The organism is Roseivivax marinus (assembly GCF_900109705.1).
Taxonomy (GTDB): Bacteria; Pseudomonadota; Alphaproteobacteria; order Rhodobacterales; family Rhodobacteraceae; genus Roseivivax; species Roseivivax marinus.
The window spans coordinates 1-17,671 of sequence record NZ_FOAI01000008.1 but is presented as its reverse complement, the minus strand read 5'-3'; the positions used below and the strand labels follow the sequence as shown (position 1 = coordinate 17,671).

Annotated in this window: 15 protein-coding genes, 1 tRNA gene and 1 pseudogene; 10 read left to right on the top strand and 7 right to left on the bottom strand. The window is 69.6% G+C overall.

From position 1 onward, the window contains the following. Positions 1-17 precede the first annotated feature (17 nt). The 4 genes from BMX29_RS11180 to yajC all read right to left on the bottom strand — a co-directional run bounded on the left by BMX29_RS11180 (position 18) and on the right by yajC (position 3,651). Positions 18-371 (bottom strand): Mth938-like domain-containing protein, encoded by a 354-nt coding sequence (locus tag BMX29_RS11180; RefSeq protein WP_092812828.1) that lies wholly within the window; start codon positions 369-371, stop codon positions 18-20. 209 nt (positions 372-580) lie between these two features. Beyond that, the gene (secF, locus tag BMX29_RS11175; RefSeq protein WP_092812825.1) at positions 581-1,549 is read right to left on the bottom strand and encodes a protein translocase subunit SecF; all 969 of its coding nucleotides are present in this window, start codon (positions 1,547-1,549) and stop codon (positions 581-583) included. Positions 1,550-1,562: 13 nt separating this feature from the next. Beyond that, entirely contained in the window at positions 1,563-3,233 is a 1,671-nt protein-coding gene (gene secD, locus BMX29_RS11170) for a protein translocase subunit SecD (RefSeq protein WP_092812823.1), read from the bottom strand. Positions 3,234-3,357: 124 nt separating this feature from the next. Then, positions 3,358-3,651 (bottom strand): preprotein translocase subunit YajC, encoded by a 294-nt coding sequence (gene yajC / locus BMX29_RS11165; protein ID WP_043841409.1) that lies wholly within the window; start codon positions 3,649-3,651, stop codon positions 3,358-3,360. A 438-nt stretch (positions 3,652-4,089) separates the two neighbouring features. On the opposite strand from yajC, the gene BMX29_RS11160 reads away from it, so the two are divergent. The 3 genes from BMX29_RS11160 to BMX29_RS11150 all read left to right on the top strand — a co-directional run bounded on the left by BMX29_RS11160 (position 4,090) and on the right by BMX29_RS11150 (position 6,797). Then, a complete protein-coding gene (locus BMX29_RS11160) occupies positions 4,090-4,725 on the top strand; it encodes a trypsin-like serine peptidase (protein ID WP_175471178.1) in 636 nt (211 codons plus the stop codon). 66 nt (positions 4,726-4,791) lie between these two features. Continuing rightward, positions 4,792-6,084, top strand: a complete 1,293-nt coding sequence (gene serS, locus BMX29_RS11155; protein WP_092812817.1) for a serine--tRNA ligase — start codon at positions 4,792-4,794, stop codon at positions 6,082-6,084. Between the two features lie 23 nt (positions 6,085-6,107). Beyond that, complete coding sequence (locus tag BMX29_RS11150; protein WP_092812814.1) at positions 6,108-6,797, top strand: hypothetical protein; 690 nt, start codon at positions 6,108-6,110, stop codon at positions 6,795-6,797. Between the two features lie 279 nt (positions 6,798-7,076). On the opposite strand, the gene BMX29_RS11145 is transcribed toward BMX29_RS11150, so the two are convergent. Then, positions 7,077-8,447, bottom strand: coding sequence for a class II 3-deoxy-7-phosphoheptulonate synthase (locus tag BMX29_RS11145; protein WP_092812811.1), 1,371 nt, complete (start codon positions 8,445-8,447; stop codon positions 7,077-7,079). Between the two features lie 258 nt (positions 8,448-8,705). Here BMX29_RS11145 and BMX29_RS11140 point away from each other — a divergent pair, with 258 nt between their 5' ends. The 4 genes from BMX29_RS11140 (at position 8,706) to BMX29_RS11125 (ending at position 14,067) form a co-directional block, all read left to right on the top strand. Continuing rightward, positions 8,706-9,710, top strand: coding sequence for a GlxA family transcriptional regulator (locus BMX29_RS11140; protein ID WP_043841859.1), 1,005 nt, complete (start codon positions 8,706-8,708; stop codon positions 9,708-9,710). Positions 9,711-9,950: 240 nt separating this feature from the next. Beyond that, positions 9,951-10,622 carry a response regulator gene (locus BMX29_RS11135; RefSeq protein ID WP_043841417.1) on the top strand — a complete coding sequence of 224 codons (672 nt, stop codon included), beginning with the start codon at positions 9,951-9,953 and terminating at the stop codon, positions 10,620-10,622. Between the two features lie 53 nt (positions 10,623-10,675). Continuing rightward, positions 10,676-11,854 (top strand): FIST N-terminal domain-containing protein, encoded by a 1,179-nt coding sequence (locus tag BMX29_RS11130; RefSeq protein ID WP_092812805.1) that lies wholly within the window; start codon positions 10,676-10,678, stop codon positions 11,852-11,854. Continuing rightward, on the top strand, positions 11,851-14,067 hold the full coding sequence (locus tag BMX29_RS11125) for a hybrid sensor histidine kinase/response regulator (RefSeq protein WP_092812802.1): 2,217 nt from the start codon (positions 11,851-11,853) through the stop codon (positions 14,065-14,067). The genes BMX29_RS11130 and BMX29_RS11125 overlap by 4 nt, the downstream gene beginning before the upstream one ends. Before the next feature lie 23 nt (positions 14,068-14,090). Here the strand turns inward: BMX29_RS11125 and BMX29_RS18825 are convergent, their stop codons facing one another. Next, positions 14,091-14,378, bottom strand: coding sequence for a hypothetical protein (locus BMX29_RS18825; protein ID WP_139196991.1), 288 nt, complete (start codon positions 14,376-14,378; stop codon positions 14,091-14,093). A 335-nt stretch (positions 14,379-14,713) separates the two neighbouring features. Then, positions 14,714-16,000, bottom strand: coding sequence for an ATP-binding protein (locus tag BMX29_RS11120; protein ID WP_043841863.1), 1,287 nt, complete (start codon positions 15,998-16,000; stop codon positions 14,714-14,716). A 185-nt stretch (positions 16,001-16,185) separates the two neighbouring features. Between BMX29_RS11120 and BMX29_RS11115 the strand changes: the two genes are divergently transcribed. The 3 genes and pseudogenes from BMX29_RS11115 to BMX29_RS18820 all read left to right on the top strand — a co-directional run. Then, positions 16,186-17,097, top strand: a complete 912-nt coding sequence (locus tag BMX29_RS11115) for an MBL fold metallo-hydrolase (protein WP_092812799.1) — start codon at positions 16,186-16,188, stop codon at positions 17,095-17,097. 81 nt (positions 17,098-17,178) lie between these two features. Beyond that, positions 17,179-17,253: transfer RNA gene (locus BMX29_RS11110), tRNA-Asn, on the top strand. Positions 17,254-17,569: 316 nt separating this feature from the next. After that, positions 17,570-17,671 (top strand): annotated as a pseudogene (locus BMX29_RS18820) (IS5/IS1182 family transposase); the annotation flags it as partial.

The window sequence follows — 17,671 nt, the reverse complement described above, 5'->3', positions numbered from 1 at the left end:
GCGCATTCGGATTTCGATCACACCGGCAGGACGGCCAGGGCGACGCGCCGCCCCTCTGCCAGCAGCACGTTGTAGGTCCGGCAGGCGGAGGGGGAGTTCATGACCTCGACGCCGATACCGGCCTCCTCGAGCTCGGTGCGCAGGTGCTTGGGCAAGTGCGCCGTTTCGGGGCCCGTGCCCACGAACAGCACGTCGATCTCGCCGGCCAGGGCGCGCAGGGCGTCTCCGTCCTCGTAGCCGCCCCAGACGTGGGTGCCGTGCGGCGACAGGAGCAGCGGGCCGTCGAGAGCCTTGCCGCCGATCCGGAAGAAACCGGGTCCGTAGCCCTCGACGGGTTCGGCATCGCTGTAGCTGATTTCATTCAGGCGCATGACGTTCTCCTCGTGCCCTGACGGGACATCGACCGATCTTGCCTTGCTATAAATACGTAAGCGGCGTTGCGGTAAAGTCTCTCCCGTGTGGGTTGATTCTGCACCGCAGAGCGCCCCCGACTTGGAGAATCCAACCTCGATTTCCGCCCCGATCGCACCATTCCGGCCCCACGGGCGTGCCCGCAGGACCGGAAATCGGCGGTTCGTCGTCAGGCGTCCACGTTGGCGAACTGGTTGCCCGAGGGCGCGTCGGGCTTCGACCAGTCGCGCTTGACGCCAAGGCGATGCAGGACCGCCGAAGCGACGAAGATCGACGAGTAGGTGCCGACCAGCACGCCCCAGGTCATCGCGAAGACGAAGCCGCGGATCACGTCGCCCCCCAGAACGAGCAACGCGATCAGAGCCAGCAGCGTGGTCAGCGAGGTCATCAACGTCCGGCTCAGCGTCTCGTTGATCGAGACGTTCAGAACCTCTTTCAGCGGGCGCTTCTTGTACTTGATGAGATTCTCGCGGACCCGGTCGAACACCACCACAGTGTCGTTGAGCGAGTAGCCCACGATCGTCAGCAACGCCGCGATGATGGCGAGGTCGAAGCGGATCTGAAGCTCGGAGAAGATACCGATCGTCAGTGCGACGTCGTGAACCAGCGCGACCACCGCGCCCACGGCGAACTGCCATTCAAAGCGCAGCCAGATATAGACTAGGACGGCTGCGATCGCGAGAAGCACGGCGATAACAGCGGTCTGGATCAGCTCGCCCGAGACCTTGGACCCGACCGACGAGACCGAGGTGAACTCGATATCGGGGGCGACCTCGGCGAGCGCCGTGCGGATGTTCTCAATCGTGGCTTGCGACACCGATTCCGCCTCGCCCTGCGGGGCGATACGCACCATCGCGACGTTCTGCTCGGGACCGAAGGACGGGTCGAAGACCTCCGAGATCACGGTGTCGCCCAGCTCCAGCTGCTGAAGCGCATCGCGATACGCGCCCACGTCCACCGGCTCGGCGCTCTGGGTGCGGATCGTGGTGCCGCCGCGGAAGTCGATCCCGTAGTTCAGGCCCTGCAAGAAGAACGAGGCCAGAGCGACCACGATCAGCACGGCGGAGATGCCCAGCCACAGCTTGGAGCGGCTGAAGAAATCGATGCTAGTTTCTTCGGGAACCAGTCTCAGGCGCATGGTCCGCTCCTTCTCACACGGTGATGGTCTTGGGGCGGGCGCGCTCGAACCAGGTCACGATCAGCAACCGCGTCACGAAGATCGCGGTGAAGACCGAGGTCAGGATGCCGAAGCCCAGCGTGATGGCGAAGCCGCGCACGGGGCCGGAGCCCATCGCGAACAGGATGATCGCCGTGATGATCGTGGTGATGTTGGCGTCGACGATGGCCGACAGCGCCTTCTCGTAGCCGAGCGAGATCGCACGGGCCGGACCGCGTGCAGTCTTGAGCTCTTCACGGATGCGCTCGAACACCAGCACGTTGGCGTCCACGGCCATGCCGACGGTCAGGACGATGCCGGCGATGCCCGGCAGGGTCAGCGTCGCGCCAATCAGGCTCAGCAGGCCGAAGAGCATGGCAATGTTGAGGATCAACGCGATGTTAGCGAAGATCCCGAACAGGCCGTAGACCGCGACCATGAACACCAGCACCATCGCGAAGGCCACCGCGGTGGCGAGCTTGCCGGCGTCGATCGAATCCTGACCCAGCTCGGGGCCGATGGTGCGTTCCTCGAGGAACTCGAGGCCCGCCGGCAGCGCACCGGCGCGCAGAAGCACTGCGAGGTTGGTCGACTCCTCGATGGAGAAGTTCCCGGTGATGATGCCCGAGCCGCCGGGGATGTGGCTCTGGATCACCGGGGCCGAAATCACTTCCTCGTCGAGCACGATGGCGAAGGGCGAGCCGATGTTCTGCGCGGTGTAGTCACCGAAGGCGCGCGCGCCCTGTGTGTTGAAGCGGAAGCTGACCGCGGGCTGGCCGTTCTGGTCGAAGGAGGGCTGGGCGTCCACCAGTTCCTCGCCGGTCACGACGGGCGAGCGGTCGAGGGTGTAGAAGACCCCCTCCTGATCGAGCGACGGCAGGATCTCCTCGCCGACGCCGGGCTCTACGTCCCCGCTGGAGCCACGCGACACGACCGGCTGGAAGGTCAGCTGCGCGGTGGTGCCGATGATGTCCTTGAGCTCCTGCGCCGAGCCGATGCCGGGCACCTGGATGAGGATTCGGTCCTGGCCCTGACGCTGGATCGTCGGCTCGCGGGTGCCGACCTCGTCGATCCGGCGGCGGATGATCTCTAGCGCCTGGCGAAGCGTCCGCTCGTCGGTGGCGGCGCGTTCGGCCTCGGAAAGCTGAACGGTGATGGTGCCGTCGGAGGCCGAGACCTCGATGTCGTTCGCGCCGCCCTGCGCGATGGCAGCGGTGGAGCTGACGGGCTGCGCGAGGTCGCGGATGGCCTCGAGCGCGGCGCCCTGCCCCTCGGTCTGCGAGATCTGGATTCGGAGCGCGGCGCCGCCCTCTTCGACGAGGCGGAAGGTGCCGATCTGGTCACGCAGCGGACGCAGCGCGTCGCGAATTTCGGGCCAGAGAGCTTCGAGCCGGGCGCCGTAGACGTCCTCCACCTGAACTTCGGCCAGCAGGTGCGCGCCGCCGCGCAGATCGAGGCCGAGGTTCACGAGGCCCGATGGCAGGAAGGACGGCCATTGCGCGGCCTGTTCCTCGAGCTCCGCGGTGGAGCCCTGCCGCTCGATCGCCGTGACGGCGTCGTTGTGTCCCTCGACCCGGGAATAGAACAGGTTCGGGAGGGCGAGGATCAGGCCGATCACCAGCACGCCCCAGATCAGGATCCGTTTCCACAGGTCGATTTGCAGCATCGCGTCGGGCCGCCCTTGGTTGGGGGCGTTCCGCGCGCCCCGGCAGATGTGGGGCGCTGGGGCCCCGGTCGGATGGGCCGTCCCGGACCGCCCGCGCGGGGCGGCACGCGACGGCGTCGGGGGATCAGGAGTCGGTCTTGGCCGGCTCGGTCTTGGACAGGACCTGGGCGATGGTGCTCTGGACCACGCGGACCTTCACACCCTCGGACAGCTCGACCTCGAGCTCGTTGTTGTCCTTGACCTTCATCACCTTGCCGATGAGGCCGCCCTGCGTGACGACCTGGTCGCCGCGGCGCAGGCTTTCGACCATCTTCTGATGCTCTTTGACCTTCTTCTGCTGAGGGCGGATCAGCAGGAAGTACATGATCGCGAAGATCAGGATGAGCGGGACGAACTGGGCGATCGCGCTGCCTTCCATCGAGGGGCTCCTGTCGTGTCTGGGTGCGCGGGGAGCACCCCCGCCGAATTGCGCGGAACCTATGGCGGGCGCCAGCGCGATGCAAGCGGATGGCACCCGTCCGGATCGCGTATGGCATGCGTCTGGCTCATCGACCTTACGGCAGCGAGCGGCACGGGATGCATTCGGCGGCCGGGCGTCGCACCGGTTGATCCGCACACGCGCGGGTGTTTCTTTCATCGGGCCTCGGTGACGACGCTGGCGCGACAGGCGCCGCGCGTCGCGCGACCCCATGTCGCGGCCCGTGCCGCGATGGCGTCGGGCCTGGATTGGTATCCGGGTGCGCGGAGGATCCTGTCGGACCCGGCGGTGGCCGCCGGAAGAGCGGCACGGGTGCCCTGCCCGACGCCGCCTCCGCGGCGCCCTTTCCCCCTCGCCGCGCGCACCTACTCTTCCGCCATGCGCCTCGCCCTCGCCCTCATCATTCTACTCCTGCCCGCCCTCTCCTCCGCGCAGGACGCCATCGGGCGGGTGAACATCGCCGGCTACAACACGCGCGGGATGTGCACCGGCACGCTCGTCGCGCCGCGCGTGGTATTGACGGCGGCGCATTGCGTGCTCGAGCGCGACGGCACCCGCAAACGGATCTCGGACATGGTCTTCGTCGCCGGCTGGGACGGGGCGGGCCATGCCGGCGCCGCGCGCGTGGCCGACGTGGAGGTCCACCCGCAGGCGGTCAACGACGGCGGCATCGACGTGCGCCACGACCTGGCACTCATGCTTCTTGATGCGGACGTGGACCTCGTGCCCCTCGACGTGGGCTCGTCGCCCGCGGCGGGGCCGTTTCGGCTGGCGGGCTACACCCGCACCGTTCCGCACCGACTGACCACCGAGGATGCCTGCCCCGGCGCGTTGCGCGGCACGATCTGGCGCATCTCCTGCGGCATCGAGTACGGCCAGTCCGGCGGGCCGGTGCTGTTCGGCGAGGAGGGCGCGCGGCGGGTCGCGGCGGTGCTTTCGGCGCGCTCGGACGGCGACGCGCTGGCGGTGCCGGTGGACGGCTGGGTGCGGCGGCGTCTCTCGGCGCTGCGCTGATCCCCTACACCTCGGCCCGGGATTGCGGCATAAGCGGCGCGGAATCAGAAACGAAGGAGCGAGGCCGTGCACGACATCCGCGCCATCCGCGAAAATCCCGACGCCTTCGACGCCGCGCTGGCCAAGCGTGGATCGGACCCGGTGGCGGCTTCGCTCGTCTCGCTCGACGAGGCGCGGCGCACGGCGATCCACGCGGCCGAGACCGCGCAGGCGGACCAGAACCGCGCCGCCAAGGAGATCGGCAAGGCCAAGGCCGCCGGCGACGAGGCCGGGTTCGAGCGCCTGCGCGCCGAGGTGTCGGCCAAGAAGACCGAGGTCGCCGAGATGCAGGAGCGCGCCAAGGAGCTGGACGCCCAGCTGACCGAGGCGCTGATGGGCCTGCCGAACCTGCCGCTCGGAGACGTGCCCGAGGGTGCGGACGAGGACGACAACGTCGAGATCCGCCGCTGGGGCGAGCCGCGCAGCTTCGACTTCACGCCGAAGGAACATTACGACCTGCCCGCCGTGCAGGACGGCATGGACTTCGAGACCGCGGCCAAGCTGTCGGGCTCGCGCTTCGTGGTGCTTTCGGGCGCGGTCGCGCGCCTGCATCGGGCGCTGGCGCAGTTCATGCTGGACACGCACACCACCGAGAACGGGCTGTCCGAGACCTGGACCCCCGTGCTGGTGCGCGACGAGATGATGCTCGGCACCGGGCAGCTGCCGAAATTCGGCGAGGACAGCTACCGCACCCGCGAGGGGTGGTGGCTGGTCCCAACCGCCGAGGTCACGCTGACCAACATCGTCAACGGCATGACCGTGGAGGAAGGCTACCTGCCGCGCCGCTACGTCGCGCACACCCAGTGCTTCCGCTCCGAGGCGGGGTCGGCCGGACGCGACACCGCGGGGATGCTGCGCCAGCACCAGTTCGAGAAGGTCGAGATGGTGTCGGTGACCCACCCCGACGCCTCGGACGAGGAACACGCGCGGATGACGCGCTGCGCCGAGGACATCCTCGAGCGGCTGGGCCTGCCCTACCGCACGGTGGTCCTGTGCACCGGCGACATGGGCTTCGGCGCGCAACGCACCCACGACATCGAGGTCTGGCTGCCCGGGCAGAACACCTATCGCGAGATCTCGTCGGTCTCGGTCTGCGGCGACTTCCAGGCGCGGCGCATGAACGCGCGCTACAAGCCCTCCGACGGCGGCAAGCCGGCCTTCGTGCATACGCTGAACGGCTCGGGCCTCGCGGTCGGACGTTGCCTCATCGCAGTGCTCGAGAACGGCCAGCAGGAGGACGGCTCGGTCGATCTGCCCGAGGCGCTGCATCCCTGGCTCGGGGGAAAGACCCGGATCACCGCCGAGGGAGAACTGGCCTGACCCCGGAGACGCGCGCAAAACTCATGGCCGGCGCGGCCTTCGCCGCCGCGCTGGCCTTCGCCGCCTCGCCGCTGCTGGCGCCGGGGTTCAACGGGTTCGACCCCTCGCAATTCCCCGTGCCGCAGGACAACCCGCCCGTGCAGCCCGCGGGTTACGCCTTCGCGATCTGGGGTCTGATCTACCTTTGGCTCATTGCCGGAACGGGCTTCGGCCTTTTCCGTCGTGCCGACGATGCCGACTGGGCGCCGATGCGCCCGCCGCTGGTGGTGAGCCTCGCGGTGGGGGCGTTCTGGCTTCCGGTGGCGCAGGTCTCGGTGCCCGGCGCCACGGCGATGATCTGGGTGATGCTGGCCTACGCCGTCCGCGCGCTGGCGCGGGCCGGCGACACCGACCGCTGGTGGCAGACCTCGCCGGTGGCGATCTACGCGGGCTGGCTGACGGCGGCGTCCTGCGTGTCGGTGGGCCTCGTGCTGGCGGGATACGGCGTGATGCCCGAGACGCCCGCCGCGCTGGTGTCCCTCGTGCTGGCCGTGGGCGTGGCGGTGACCGTGCAATACCGCCTGCACCGCGCGCCGGAATACGGCATCGCGGTCATCTGGGCGCTGATCGGCGTGATCGTCGCGAACACCGCGCCGTTCAACGCGGCCGTCGCGGGCCTGGCGTTCCTGGGGATCGTGGCGATCCTCGCGGTGCGCGGGACGGATACCGAGTAGGACTCGCGGGGTCGGTCTACGCGCCGGTAGTGACACCTGCGGCGCGGCGTCGGGCCGCGGATCGGCGAGCCCGTGCCTGATATCGGCCCTGTCCGAATGATCACCAAGCCCTGCCGCATCGCCTCGCCGGGCGGCCGCCCGGCGAGGGGCGGCGGCTGTCAGACGCTGCTCTGGACGGGGATGATTTGCCGGTATCGGGAAATGAAAAACCCCCGCAGTGGACTGCGGGGGTTTTGAGGTGAGAGCGGCTCGGGCGGGCAACGCGGCCCGAACCATGCGTCAGGCCGTCGCCACGGCCGCGTTGGCTTCGCGGTGAGCGGTCAGCTCTTCCGCGACGAGGAACGCCAGTTCCAGCGACTGCGAGGCGTTGAGGCGCGGGTCGCAGGCGGTGTGGTAGCGGTCCGAGAGGTTTTCGTCCGACAGGGCGTAGACACCGCCGGTGCACTCGGTCACGTCCTGGCCGGTCATCTCGAAATGCACGCCGCCCGGCACCGAGCCCGCCGCGCGGTGGACGGCGAAGAACTCGCGGACCTCGCGCAGCACCGACTCGAAGGGGCGTGTCTTGTAGCCGGTGGCCGACTTGATCGTGTTGCCGTGCATCGGGTCGCAGACCCAGGTGACGTTGGCGCCGGCCTCGCGGACGGTCTCGATCAGGCGCGGCAGGTGATCCTCGACCTTGCCGGCGCCGAAACGCGCGATCAGGGTCAGGCGCCCGGCCTCGTTGGCGGGGTTCAGCCGCTCCATCAGGACCTTCAGGTCGTCCGGCGTCAGCGACGGACCGCACTTGAGGCCGATCGGGTTCTGAACACCGCGGGCGAACTCGACATGCGCGCCGTCGGGCTGGCGGGTGCGGTCGCCGATCCAGATCATGTGGCCCGACCCCGCGAGCCACTTGCCGGAGGTCGAATCGAGGCGGCAGAGCGCCTCTTCGTATTCCAGCAGCAGTGCCTCGTGGCTGGTGTAGAAGTCCACGGTCTTGAGATTGTGATTGGTCTCGCTCTCGAGCCCCGCGGCCTTCATGAAGTCCAGCGTGTCCGAGATCCGCGACGCCATCTCGCGGTATTTCGAGGCTTCCTGGCTGTCGGTGAAGCCCAGCGTCCAGGAATGCACCTTGTGCACGTCGGCATAGCCGCCGGTCGAGAACGCGCGCAGCAGGTTCAGCGTCGCGGCGGCCTGCGTGTAGGCCTGGAGCATCTTCTTCGGATCGGGCGTCCGCGCCTCGGGGGTGAAGTCGAGCTCGTTGATGATGTCGCCGCGGAAGCTCGGCAGCTCCACGCCGTCGCGCACCTCGGTCGGGGCCGAGCGCGGCTTGGCGAACTGGCCTGCCATGCGGCCGATCTTCACCACCGGCACCTTCGCGCCGTAGGTCAGGATCATCGCCATCTGCAGCATGACCTTGAACGTGTCGCGGATGCCGTCGGCGGTGAACTGGTCGAAGGCCTCGGCGCAGTCGCCGCCCTGCAGGACGAACGCGTCACCGCGCGAGGCGGCGGCCAGCTCGTTGCGAAGCGTGCGGGCTTCGCCGGCAAAGACCAGCGGCGGATACTTGGACAGCTGCGCCTCGACCGTGCCGAGCGCTTCCGCATCGGTATAGTCGGGCATCTGCACCCGCGGCTTGTCGCGCCATGCCGATTTCTGCCAGTCCGTCATCGTCCGTCTCCCTGTCCGAAGGCCTCCCAAGGGGGTGGCCTGCACGCACGTCGCGCAGGCGTCCGCAGGCTATATCGAAGCGGTCCGCCGCTGGCCAGTGTCGAAATGTCCACCCCCGCTTGACGCGCCGCCCCGGTTCTGGATTGTGGCCCCTTAACCGTCGGACCTGTATATTGGGGCCTTGGCGGGCATGAATTCGTCCGCACGCCGGACGGGATGCGGCGGCAGAGCTGCCGGTATCCGACCACGGAGATCGCGATGTCCCGGGAAGAAGCCCCGATTGAAGTGCTGAACGGCGGCAGCCGTCCGCGGCGCTTCGTCTTCGTCCTGCTGCAGGACTTCACGCTGCTGAGCTTTGCCTCGGCGCTGGAGGTGCTGCGGCTGGCGAACCGCATGTCGGCACGGACGCTCTACACGTGGACCGTTGTGGGCGACGGTGGCGGCACCATCCGATGCTCGGCCGGCACCGGGTTCGAGCTCGACAGCGATCTGCCGCCGCTGACCCGCGAGGACACGGTGATCGTGTGCGCGGGCCTCAACCTGCGCAGCGGGATCACCAAGCGCCTCGTCGGCTGGCTGCGGCGCGAATCGCGGCACGGGCCGACCATGGGCGCGCTCTGCACCGGCACGCAGGTTCTGGCCGAGGCGGGGCTGCTGGACGGCAAGCGCGCGGCGATCCACTGGGAGAACCATGACAGCTTCGCGGAGGAATTCGACGAGGTGCTGCTGACCAAGTCGGTCTTTGCCATCGACGGCAACCGGATCAGCGCGGCGGGCGGCACGGCCTCCATCGACCTGATGCTGTCGCAGGTGGCGGCGCATCACGGGCCGGACCTGTCGAACGCCATCGCGGACCAGCTGATCTATTCCGCGATCCGCACCGATCAGGACACGCAGCGGCTGTCGGTCCCCACGCGCATCGGCGTGCGGCATCCCAAGCTCGCCGAAGTGATCCACAAGATGGAAGCGCATATCGAGGAACCGATCAGTCCGGCCAAGCTCGCGACCGAGGTGGGCATGTCCACCCGCCAGCTCGAGCGGCTGTTCCGGCGCTACCTCAACCGCAGCCCCAAGCGGTATTACATGGAGCTGCGGCTTCAGAAGGCGCGCAACCTGCTGATGCAGACCGACATGAGCGTGATCAACGTGGCGCTGGCCTGCGGCTTCGCGAGCCCGTCGCATTTCTCCAAGTGCTACCGGGCGCATTACGCGACCACGCCCTACCGCGAACGCGGCAGTCACGGGGCGCGGGCGGAAGCCTGAGGCACGCGCGGTCCCTGCCTGTCCCGTCGCAGGGCAGGAGCGCGTGAGATCCGCGCGTGTCGTGCCACCGGTCCGGGATTTGCCGCGCGGGCGCGTCCTTCCGCGCGAAAGCCGTCCCGCACAGGGCGACCGCGGTCCCGCCGACACGGCCCCCTTGCCGCCGTGGGCATTCGACCTTTCGGCTAGCGACCCCGGCGCCGTGGCCCGCTAGGATCGGCGACAGAGACAGGACCCGAGCCGATGACCGAACCCACGCCCCCTTCCCCGCAGACCGGCGCGCCGACCGCGCTGGTGATCGACGACCACCCGCTGTTCTGCGACGCTCTGACGCTGACGCTGACCTCGATCGCCGATTTCGCGCGGATCGACAGCGCGGGCACGCTCGGTGCGGGGCTCGACCGTCTGGCAAAGAGCGCCGTGGACCTCATCGTGCTGGACCTGCACCTGCCGGACGTGGACGGGCTCGACGGGCTGGTGCGGCTGCGCAACGCGGCGCCCAAGGCGCATATCCTCGTGGTGTCGTCCATGGCCGAGAACCGGATGATCTGCCGGGCGCTCAAGGCCGGCGCCGACGGCTTCGTGCCGAAGCATTCGCAAAGCGCGGTGTTCCGCCGGGCCTACGCGGCCCTCGTCGCGGGCGAGCGGTTCGTGCCCGAAAGCTACATCGACCCCGAGGGCGACGCGGGCACCGACGCGATCGACCGGCTGGCCACGCTGACCAATCAGCAGGCGCGGATCCTGTCGCTGATCTGCGCGGGGCGGCTCAACAAGCAGATCGCCTTCGAGCTGGCCATCGCCGAGACCACGGTGAAGGCCCACGTCACGGCGATCATGCGAAAGCTGGGCGTCCAGAGCCGCACGCAGGCGGTGCTGCTTGCCAAGGAGGCCAGTTTCGCGCGCGTCTTGCCTTGAGGCGCCGCGCGCCGCTATCGTCGCGGTGATCTCTGGGAGGAAAGATCGCACCCGTGGACGGCTCCTGCCCTTGTCCGGTCCCGCGCGAGGCGCTGCGCGAGGCCCAGGTCGCGGCCGATGACCGCGACCCCGCCGGCGCGCTCGCCGCTGCGCTGGGGGACGGCCCGTTCGCGCTCGTCTGCCTGTTCGCCAGTCCTGACGCGGATTTCGACGCGCTGGCCGCGTCCACGACGGATCTCTGGCCCGGCGCCGAGGTGCTGGCCTGCACCACCGCCGGAGAGATCGGCCCGGACGGCTATGCCGAGGGCACCATCGTCGCCGTCGCGTTTCCCGCGGCGCTGTTCTCCGTCGCCACCCATACCGTCGAGGGAGCCGACGCGCTCGACACCGAGACGCTGACCGAGACCGTGGCGCAGGCCCGCGCGACGCTTGCCGCGACCGCGCCCGAGGCGCACGCCACCGAGTTCGCCATGCTGCTGGCCGACGGTCTGTCGTGCCGCGAGGAGCACCTGACCGCGACGCTGGCCACGGGCCTCGGGGCGATGCCGCTTTTCGGCGGATCGGCGGGGGACGGGACGCGCTTTGCCGACGCGCGGCTGGCGCGCAACGGCATGGTGATGCGGGACGCCGCGCTGGTGACGCTGGTGCGCTCGGCCTGCGCGGTGCGGGTGTTCAGCCTCGACCATCTCGTGCCAACCGAGACGCGCATGGTGGTCACCGACGCAGACCCCGAGCGCCGCCTCGTGCGCGAGATCAACGCCGAGCCGGCGGCGCAGGAATACGCGCGGCTTTTGGGCAAGGATCCCAACCAGCTAGATCCGTTCACCTTCGCCGCGTTCCCGGTGGTCGTGCGGCTGGGCGACACCCACCACGTCCGGGCGATCCGGCAGGTGACCGAGGACGGCGCGCTGATCTTCTTCTCGGCGATCAGCACCGGCATGGTGCTGACGCTGGCGCATCCGCAGGACATGGCGACCCATCTCGACACCGCGCTGGCCGAGATCACCGGCGGCGCGGCGGACGTGCGGATCCTCGGGATGGACTGCATCCTGCGGCGCATCGAGGCGGGACAGCAGCAGCAGACCCGTGCGCTGTCGGCGATCCTGCGGCGACACAACGTGCGCGGCTTCTCGAGCTACGGCGAGCAATACGGCGCGCTGCACGTGAACCAGACCCTGACCGGCGTGGCGCTGTTCCCGCCCGGGACCGGGGCCGAGACCGCCCGCAAATGAGCCTCGTCAGTCCCGCCGACCCGCCCGAGCGGCAGGCAGAGAAGCTCCAGAAGATCGCCGCCGCGCTGATGGCGCGCGTCGAGCATCAGACCGCGCAGTCCGGCGCGGCCTACGCGCAGTTCGAGCGCGCGGCGCTTCTGGAAAAGCGGGTGCGCGAGCGGACGCTGGAACTGGAGCGGACGCTCGACCTGCTGCACGAGTCGAACGCGCAGCTGGCGCGCGCCACCGACGAGGCCGAGGCGGCGCGGCGCAACCTCGCGGACGCCATCGAGACGCTGACCGAGGGCTTCGCACTGTTCGATCCCGACGACGTGCTGGTGATGTGCAACTCGCGCTTCTGCCGCGACTTCCGCGACCTTGGCGACGCGATCCGGCCCGGCCTGACCTTCCGCGACTACGTCGACCGGATCAGCCGTTCGCCCGCGCTGGCGCTGCCCGACGGCACGAGCCCCGCCGCCTGGGCGGTGGAGCGGATGCGGCGGCACCGCGACCGGCGGGTGATGTTCAACGTGGCCCTCACCGGCGCGCGCTGGCTTCAGGTCTCCGAGCACCGGACCGGCAACGGCGGCACTGTGGTGGTGCAGACCGACGTGACCGACCTCGTGCAGATCGAACGGCAGGAGCGCGCGCGGCTGAAGGACAGCCAGGCGCGGATGATCCGCGCCACGCTCGACCATCTCGACCAGGGCGTGGCGATCTTCGACGCCGAGGCGCGGCTGGTGGGCTGGAACGCGCGGATCGGACAGCTTCTGTCGGTGTCGGCGCTGCTGTTGCGGCTGGGCACGCGGTTCGACGCGCTGCTCGAACGGCTCTCGCCGGAATTCAGCTTCACCGAAGGCGTGTCACGCGCGGACCTGCGGGCCTGGGCGGCGGGCGGCAGCGACCGCGGCGCGCTGCGGTTCGAGGCACGCCACGCGGCGGGCGCCGTGCTCGACGTGTTCGGCCAGGGGATGCCCGACGGCGGCTTCGTGATCTCGGTAACGGACGTAACCGCCGAGCGCGCCGCGGCCGCGCGGCTTTCGGCGCTGAACGAGGAGCTGGAGGCGCGGGTGCTGGCGCGGACGCTGGAACTGGAGGACGCGCTGGCGGCCGCCGAGCGGGCCAACGCCACCAAGTCGCGCTTCGTCGCGGCGGCCTCGCACGACCTGATGCAGCCGGTCTCGGCCGCCAAGCTCTTTGTCGCCTCGCTGGGAGAGCGCCTGCCCGATGCCGACCACCGCGCGGTGCTGGCCAAGGCCGAAAGCGCGCTGACCAGCGCCGAGGCGCTGATCGAGGCGCTGCTCGACATCTCGAAGCTCGACTCGGACCGGCTGCGGTTCGACATCCGGCCGGTGCCGCTGTCCGAGGTGCTGGTGCCGCTCTGCGACGAGATGGGGGCGCTGGCCGCCACGAAGGGCCTGCGCCTGAGCTGCCGTCCGTCGTCGCTGGTGGTCGAGAGCGATCCGGCCTACCTGCGGCGGATCGTGCAGAACCTGGTGTCGAACGCGGTGCGCTACACCGCGCACGGGCGGGTGTCGGTGGGTGTGCGGCGTGCGGGCGGTGCGGCGCGGATCGAGGTGCGCGACACCGGGCCCGGCATCCCGGAGGCCGACCGCGCCGCCATCTTCGAGGAGTTCCACCGCCTCGACGCCACCGCCAGCCGCAACGACGGGCTGGGCCTGGGCCTGGCCATCGTCGAGCGGGCCTGCGCGCGGCTGGGCCACCCGATCGAGCTCTGGTCCGAGACCGGGCGCGGCTCGTGCTTTGCCGTCACGGTGCCGGTCACCGGTCCGGCGGGCCTGCCAAGCGATCCGCGCGCGGCCCGCCCACGTGCGCCGGCGGGCACCGCGCTCGACGGGGCAGGCCTGATCGTTCTGCTGGTCGAGAACGACGCCGAGATGCGCCGCGCCCTGTCGCACCTGATCGAAGGCTGGGGCGTGAGCGTGATCGAAGCCGAGGACGCCGCGGGCGCGCTGGCACTGCTGGACGACCTCGGCATCGCGCCGGACGCCGCGCTGCTGGATCAGCGGCTGGGCGACGGACCAAGCGGGACAGAGCTTTACGCCGCGCTCGCCGCCCGGGTCGGTCCGGTGCCGGCGGCCATCGTGACCGCCGACCGCTCTGACGAGGTTCGGCGCGACTGCGCCCGGCTGGGGATCACGCGGCTCCTGAAACCGGTGGACCGCGCCGCCCTCGGACGCTTCCTGCGCGAGGCGGCGGCGCCGGTCGCCTGACCGGCTCGCTCCGATCGCTGGCCTCAGAGCATTCCCGGACAACCGCGATGCGCCGGCGGCGTGCCGACATGGTGCGGATTGAGCACGAGGATCCAGCGCACCCGGTAGCCCGGCGCCTGCGTGCGGGAATAGGTGCAGCGGTCAGGCGTGGTGAACCATTGGCCCGAATAGGATTGCGGCGGCGGCACATGAGGATCGGTGCGGGGGGCGGCGGGTTGTGTAGCCGGTGCGATGACGGGCTGCGCGAGCGCCCCTACGGCGATGGCGCACAGGGCGAGGGCCATGAGGGTCAGGCGGGATCGGACGGGCATGGCGCACCTTTCGGTCTGGAGCTTTCGATACCCGACTGGCGTGCGCCAAGCGCGTGACCGCGGTTCGGTGGCGGCGCGGCGCATCGAAGGCGTTTGCGCCCAATTCTATCGGTTGGGGCCTGCGCGCGAAACGTGAGAGACGTCTCATAGGCCATTGTTATTGTTGCGTTGAAGTCGCCTTCACGTCGCGTTTCGCGGAGGGGTGCATCATTCACCCGCGGTGGGCATCGGAACGCAATCCCAGGCGAGCGACGACACGTTCGCCCCGTCCCGGATCGGCACTCTCACCGTTTCCCGGTCAGGCGCGGCGAAGCCCTGTCTGCAGTATCAGCCCGTTACCGGGCGATCACGATGTCCGCGGCAAGCCCGCCGAGGTCGGCGCTGTCGCCGAGGCGCAAGACACCTCCGTGGGCGCGCGCGATATCGGCGGCGATGGCGAGCCCGAGGCCCACCCCTGTGCCGCGATCCTGGTTGCGCGAAGCGTCGAGCCGCACGAAGGGCCGCAGCGCCGCCTCGCGCTGTTCGGCGGCGATGCCCGGCCCGTCGTCCTCCACCCGGATCCGGAGGGAGCGCTCGGTGATCCGCACCGACACCCGCGCCTGCGTGCCGTAGCGCACGGCGTTGCCGATCAGGTTCTCCACCGCACGGCGGATCGCCGTGGGGCGCAAGGCTACCTCGCCCGCGCCCTCGGTCTCGGCCAGCTCCACCGACCGGCCCTGGCGGCGGGCGTCCTCGACGATGGCGTGCACCAGCGACACCGGGTCGATGGGCTCGGCGGGCCCCGCCGCCGCGTTGTCCCGCGCGAAGTCGAGAAAGCTGTCGACCATCTGCTGCATGTCGTCGACGTCGCGCTCGAGCGCCTCGCGCTCCTCGTCGGGCAGCATCGACAGCTCCAGCCGCATCCGGGTCAGCGGGGTGCGCAGGTCATGGCTCACCCCCGACAGCATCAGCGTGCGCTGCTCGATCTGACGCTCGATCCGCGCGCGCATGTCGAGAAAGGCGTGACCCGCCGCCCGCACCTCGAGCGCGCCGGAGGGCGCGTAGGCCACGTGCCGTCCGCGTCCGAAAGCCTCGGCCGCCTGCGCCAGCCGCGTGATCGGTCGCAGCTGGTTGCGCAGGTAGACGTAGGCGATCGTGGTCATCAGCACGCCGAAGACGATCATCGTGACCAGGAGCTGGTGGGGGTTCGACGCCGACACCCGGTCCCGCGAGAAAGCGAAGCGCGTGACCCCGTCGTCATCGCGGACGTAAAGGATGGTGTCGCGATCGTCGGGCAGCACCACGCCGGCAAGGCCCGGCACACGTTCGCGGACCTCGCGGATCACCACCCGGCCCGAAATGTCCCACCACCGGCGGACATCGGCCTCGGGCACCGCGTCGTCGGCCACCGGCTCCGCGCCGAGGCCGAGCCGCGCGGCGAGCGCGAGGTCGTCGGTCTGCATCACCGTGTTCACCTGCCGCGCCAGCTGGTCGGTGAGCTGCTCGGTCACGCCCTCGAAGTGGCGCTGGATGAACACCACCATCACCACGAGCTGCACGGTCACCACCGGCAACATGAGGATCAGGAAGGCGCGCGCGTAGATGCCGCGCGGGACGTAGGGCTTGAGCCATCGAAACCACATGCGCCAAGCCATAGGCCCCCGCCCGGCGCCGCGCAATCGCGGGCGTGGCGACACAAGGCTGCCCGGTCCTGTCCGGCGTCACACGCACGAAACCGCCGGTCGCCCTGCCCCGCGCGCCCGGCGACTTGCCCGCGGTCGTGCGATCGCTAGACCCTCGCGTCGAGGTTTCGACAGGAAGGCCCCGCATGTCCGATCCGCAGCCCGAGTTCCGCCCGGTGCCCGGCACCCCCGAAACGGTGGCCCCCGGCATTGTCCGCGTGCTGGCGCCGAACCCCTCTCCGATGACGTTCCGCGGCACCAACACCTACCTCGTGGGCGAGGCCGACCTGTGCGTGATCGACCCCGGCCCCGACGACCCGATCCACCTGCGCGCCCTGCTCGATGCCATCGGCGGCCGCCGGGTGTCGGCCATCGCGGTCACCCACGCCCATGTCGACCACGCCCCGCTGGCCGAGGCGCTCTCGGCCCTGACCGGCGCGCCAGTGGCGGGGTTCGGCACCGCCAGGGCCGGCCGCAGCGCGGCGATGACGCAACTGGCCGAGAGCGGCCTCGTGGGCGGCGGCGAAGGCGTGGACCATGCCTTCCGCCCCGACCAAACGCTCGCCGACGGAGAGACGCTCTCGGGCGGGGACTGGAGCCTGCGGGCGATCCACACGCCGGGGCACATGGGCAATCACCTGTGCTTCGCGCTGGGCGACCGGCTGTTCTCGGGCGACCTGGTGATGGGCTGGGCCAGCTCGCTCGTCTCGCCGCCCGACGGCGACCTGACCGACTTCATGGCCTCGCTCGCGCGTCTTCAGGAGGAGACCTGGCAGAGCCTCTTGCCCGGCCACGGCGCGCCGGTCTCCGACCCGGCCACGCGCCTCGCCGATCTCGTCGCGCACCGGAGGGCACGCGAGGCCGCCATCCTCGACGCGCTGGAAGATGGCCCGGCCGATCCCGCCACCCTCGCGGCACGGATCTACACCGACACGCCCGCCCCCCTCCTGCCCGCCGCCGCGCGTAACGTCCTCGCACACCTCGTTGATCTGGTTGGAAAAGACCGCGTCACCCCCCTGTCCGAACTCTCACCGCAGGCCCGCTTTGCCCGGCGCTGAGAAGGCCGCCATAATTTCCTGAGAAATTCCTCCGCCCCCTCTTGAGCCCCCCGAACCACCTTGCTATACGCCACCCCGTGTTCCGGCGTAGCTCAGCGGTAGAGCAGTTGACTGTTAATCAATTGGTCGTAGGTTCGATCCCTACCGCCGGAGCCAAAATTTCCCTAAGTGTATGAAATAGCAGGGTTTTGGAGATTAGCTCCGGCGATCTCCGGCGGCTTGCGTGTCAATCTTGCACATGGCTTGCACACAGCTTGCACAAGCCACCCTCAGGTCAGGCCGGTGTGTCCTTGTCAGGAGGGCACCATGCCGCGCCATCGATACCTCCATCGCCAGGATGGATACTTCCACTTCCGCCGCCGGATTCCGGGGTTATCCACATCAATTCGTCCGGTTCAGATTGCGCTGGGGTCAGGACCCATTGATCTGCTTGGGGGGAGCGTGATTCACCGTTCGAAAACGAGCGGTGAACATGTCTGATCTTCTCTGGTTGAGCGATGCGCAGATGGCGCGTTTGAAACCTTACTTCCCCAAGTCGCACGGCAAGCCCAGAGTTGATGACCGGCGTGTCCTG

Bases quoted from the DNA above. Each gene is read 5' to 3' on its own strand.
- BMX29_RS11160 (WP_175471178.1), top strand. From the start codon at position 4,090: ATGCGCCTCGCCCTCGCCCTCATCATTCTACTCCTGCCCGCCCTCTCC.
- BMX29_RS11140 (WP_043841859.1), top strand. From the start codon at position 8,706: ATGTCCCGGGAAGAAGCCCCGATTGAAGTGCTGAACGGCGGCAGCCGT.
- yajC (WP_043841409.1), bottom strand. From the start codon at position 3,651: ATGGAAGGCAGCGCGATCGCCCAGTTCGTCCCGCTCATCCTGATCTTC.
- BMX29_RS11135 (WP_043841417.1), top strand. From the start codon at position 9,951: ATGACCGAACCCACGCCCCCTTCCCCGCAGACCGGCGCGCCGACCGCG.
- BMX29_RS11150 (WP_092812814.1), top strand. From the start codon at position 6,108: ATGGCCGGCGCGGCCTTCGCCGCCGCGCTGGCCTTCGCCGCCTCGCCG.
- BMX29_RS11125 (WP_092812802.1), top strand. From the start codon at position 11,851: ATGAGCCTCGTCAGTCCCGCCGACCCGCCCGAGCGGCAGGCAGAGAAG.
- BMX29_RS11145 (WP_092812811.1), bottom strand. From the start codon at position 8,447: ATGACGGACTGGCAGAAATCGGCATGGCGCGACAAGCCGCGGGTGCAG.
- secD (WP_092812823.1), bottom strand. From the start codon at position 3,233: ATGCTGCAAATCGACCTGTGGAAACGGATCCTGATCTGGGGCGTGCTG.
- BMX29_RS11115 (WP_092812799.1), top strand. From the start codon at position 16,186: ATGTCCGATCCGCAGCCCGAGTTCCGCCCGGTGCCCGGCACCCCCGAA.
- BMX29_RS18825 (WP_139196991.1), bottom strand. From the start codon at position 14,378: ATGCCCGTCCGATCCCGCCTGACCCTCATGGCCCTCGCCCTGTGCGCC.
- secF (WP_092812825.1), bottom strand. From the start codon at position 1,549: ATGCGCCTGAGACTGGTTCCCGAAGAAACTAGCATCGATTTCTTCAGC.
- BMX29_RS11120 (WP_043841863.1), bottom strand. From the start codon at position 16,000: ATGTGGTTTCGATGGCTCAAGCCCTACGTCCCGCGCGGCATCTACGCG.
- BMX29_RS11180 (WP_092812828.1), bottom strand. From the start codon at position 371: ATGCGCCTGAATGAAATCAGCTACAGCGATGCCGAACCCGTCGAGGGC.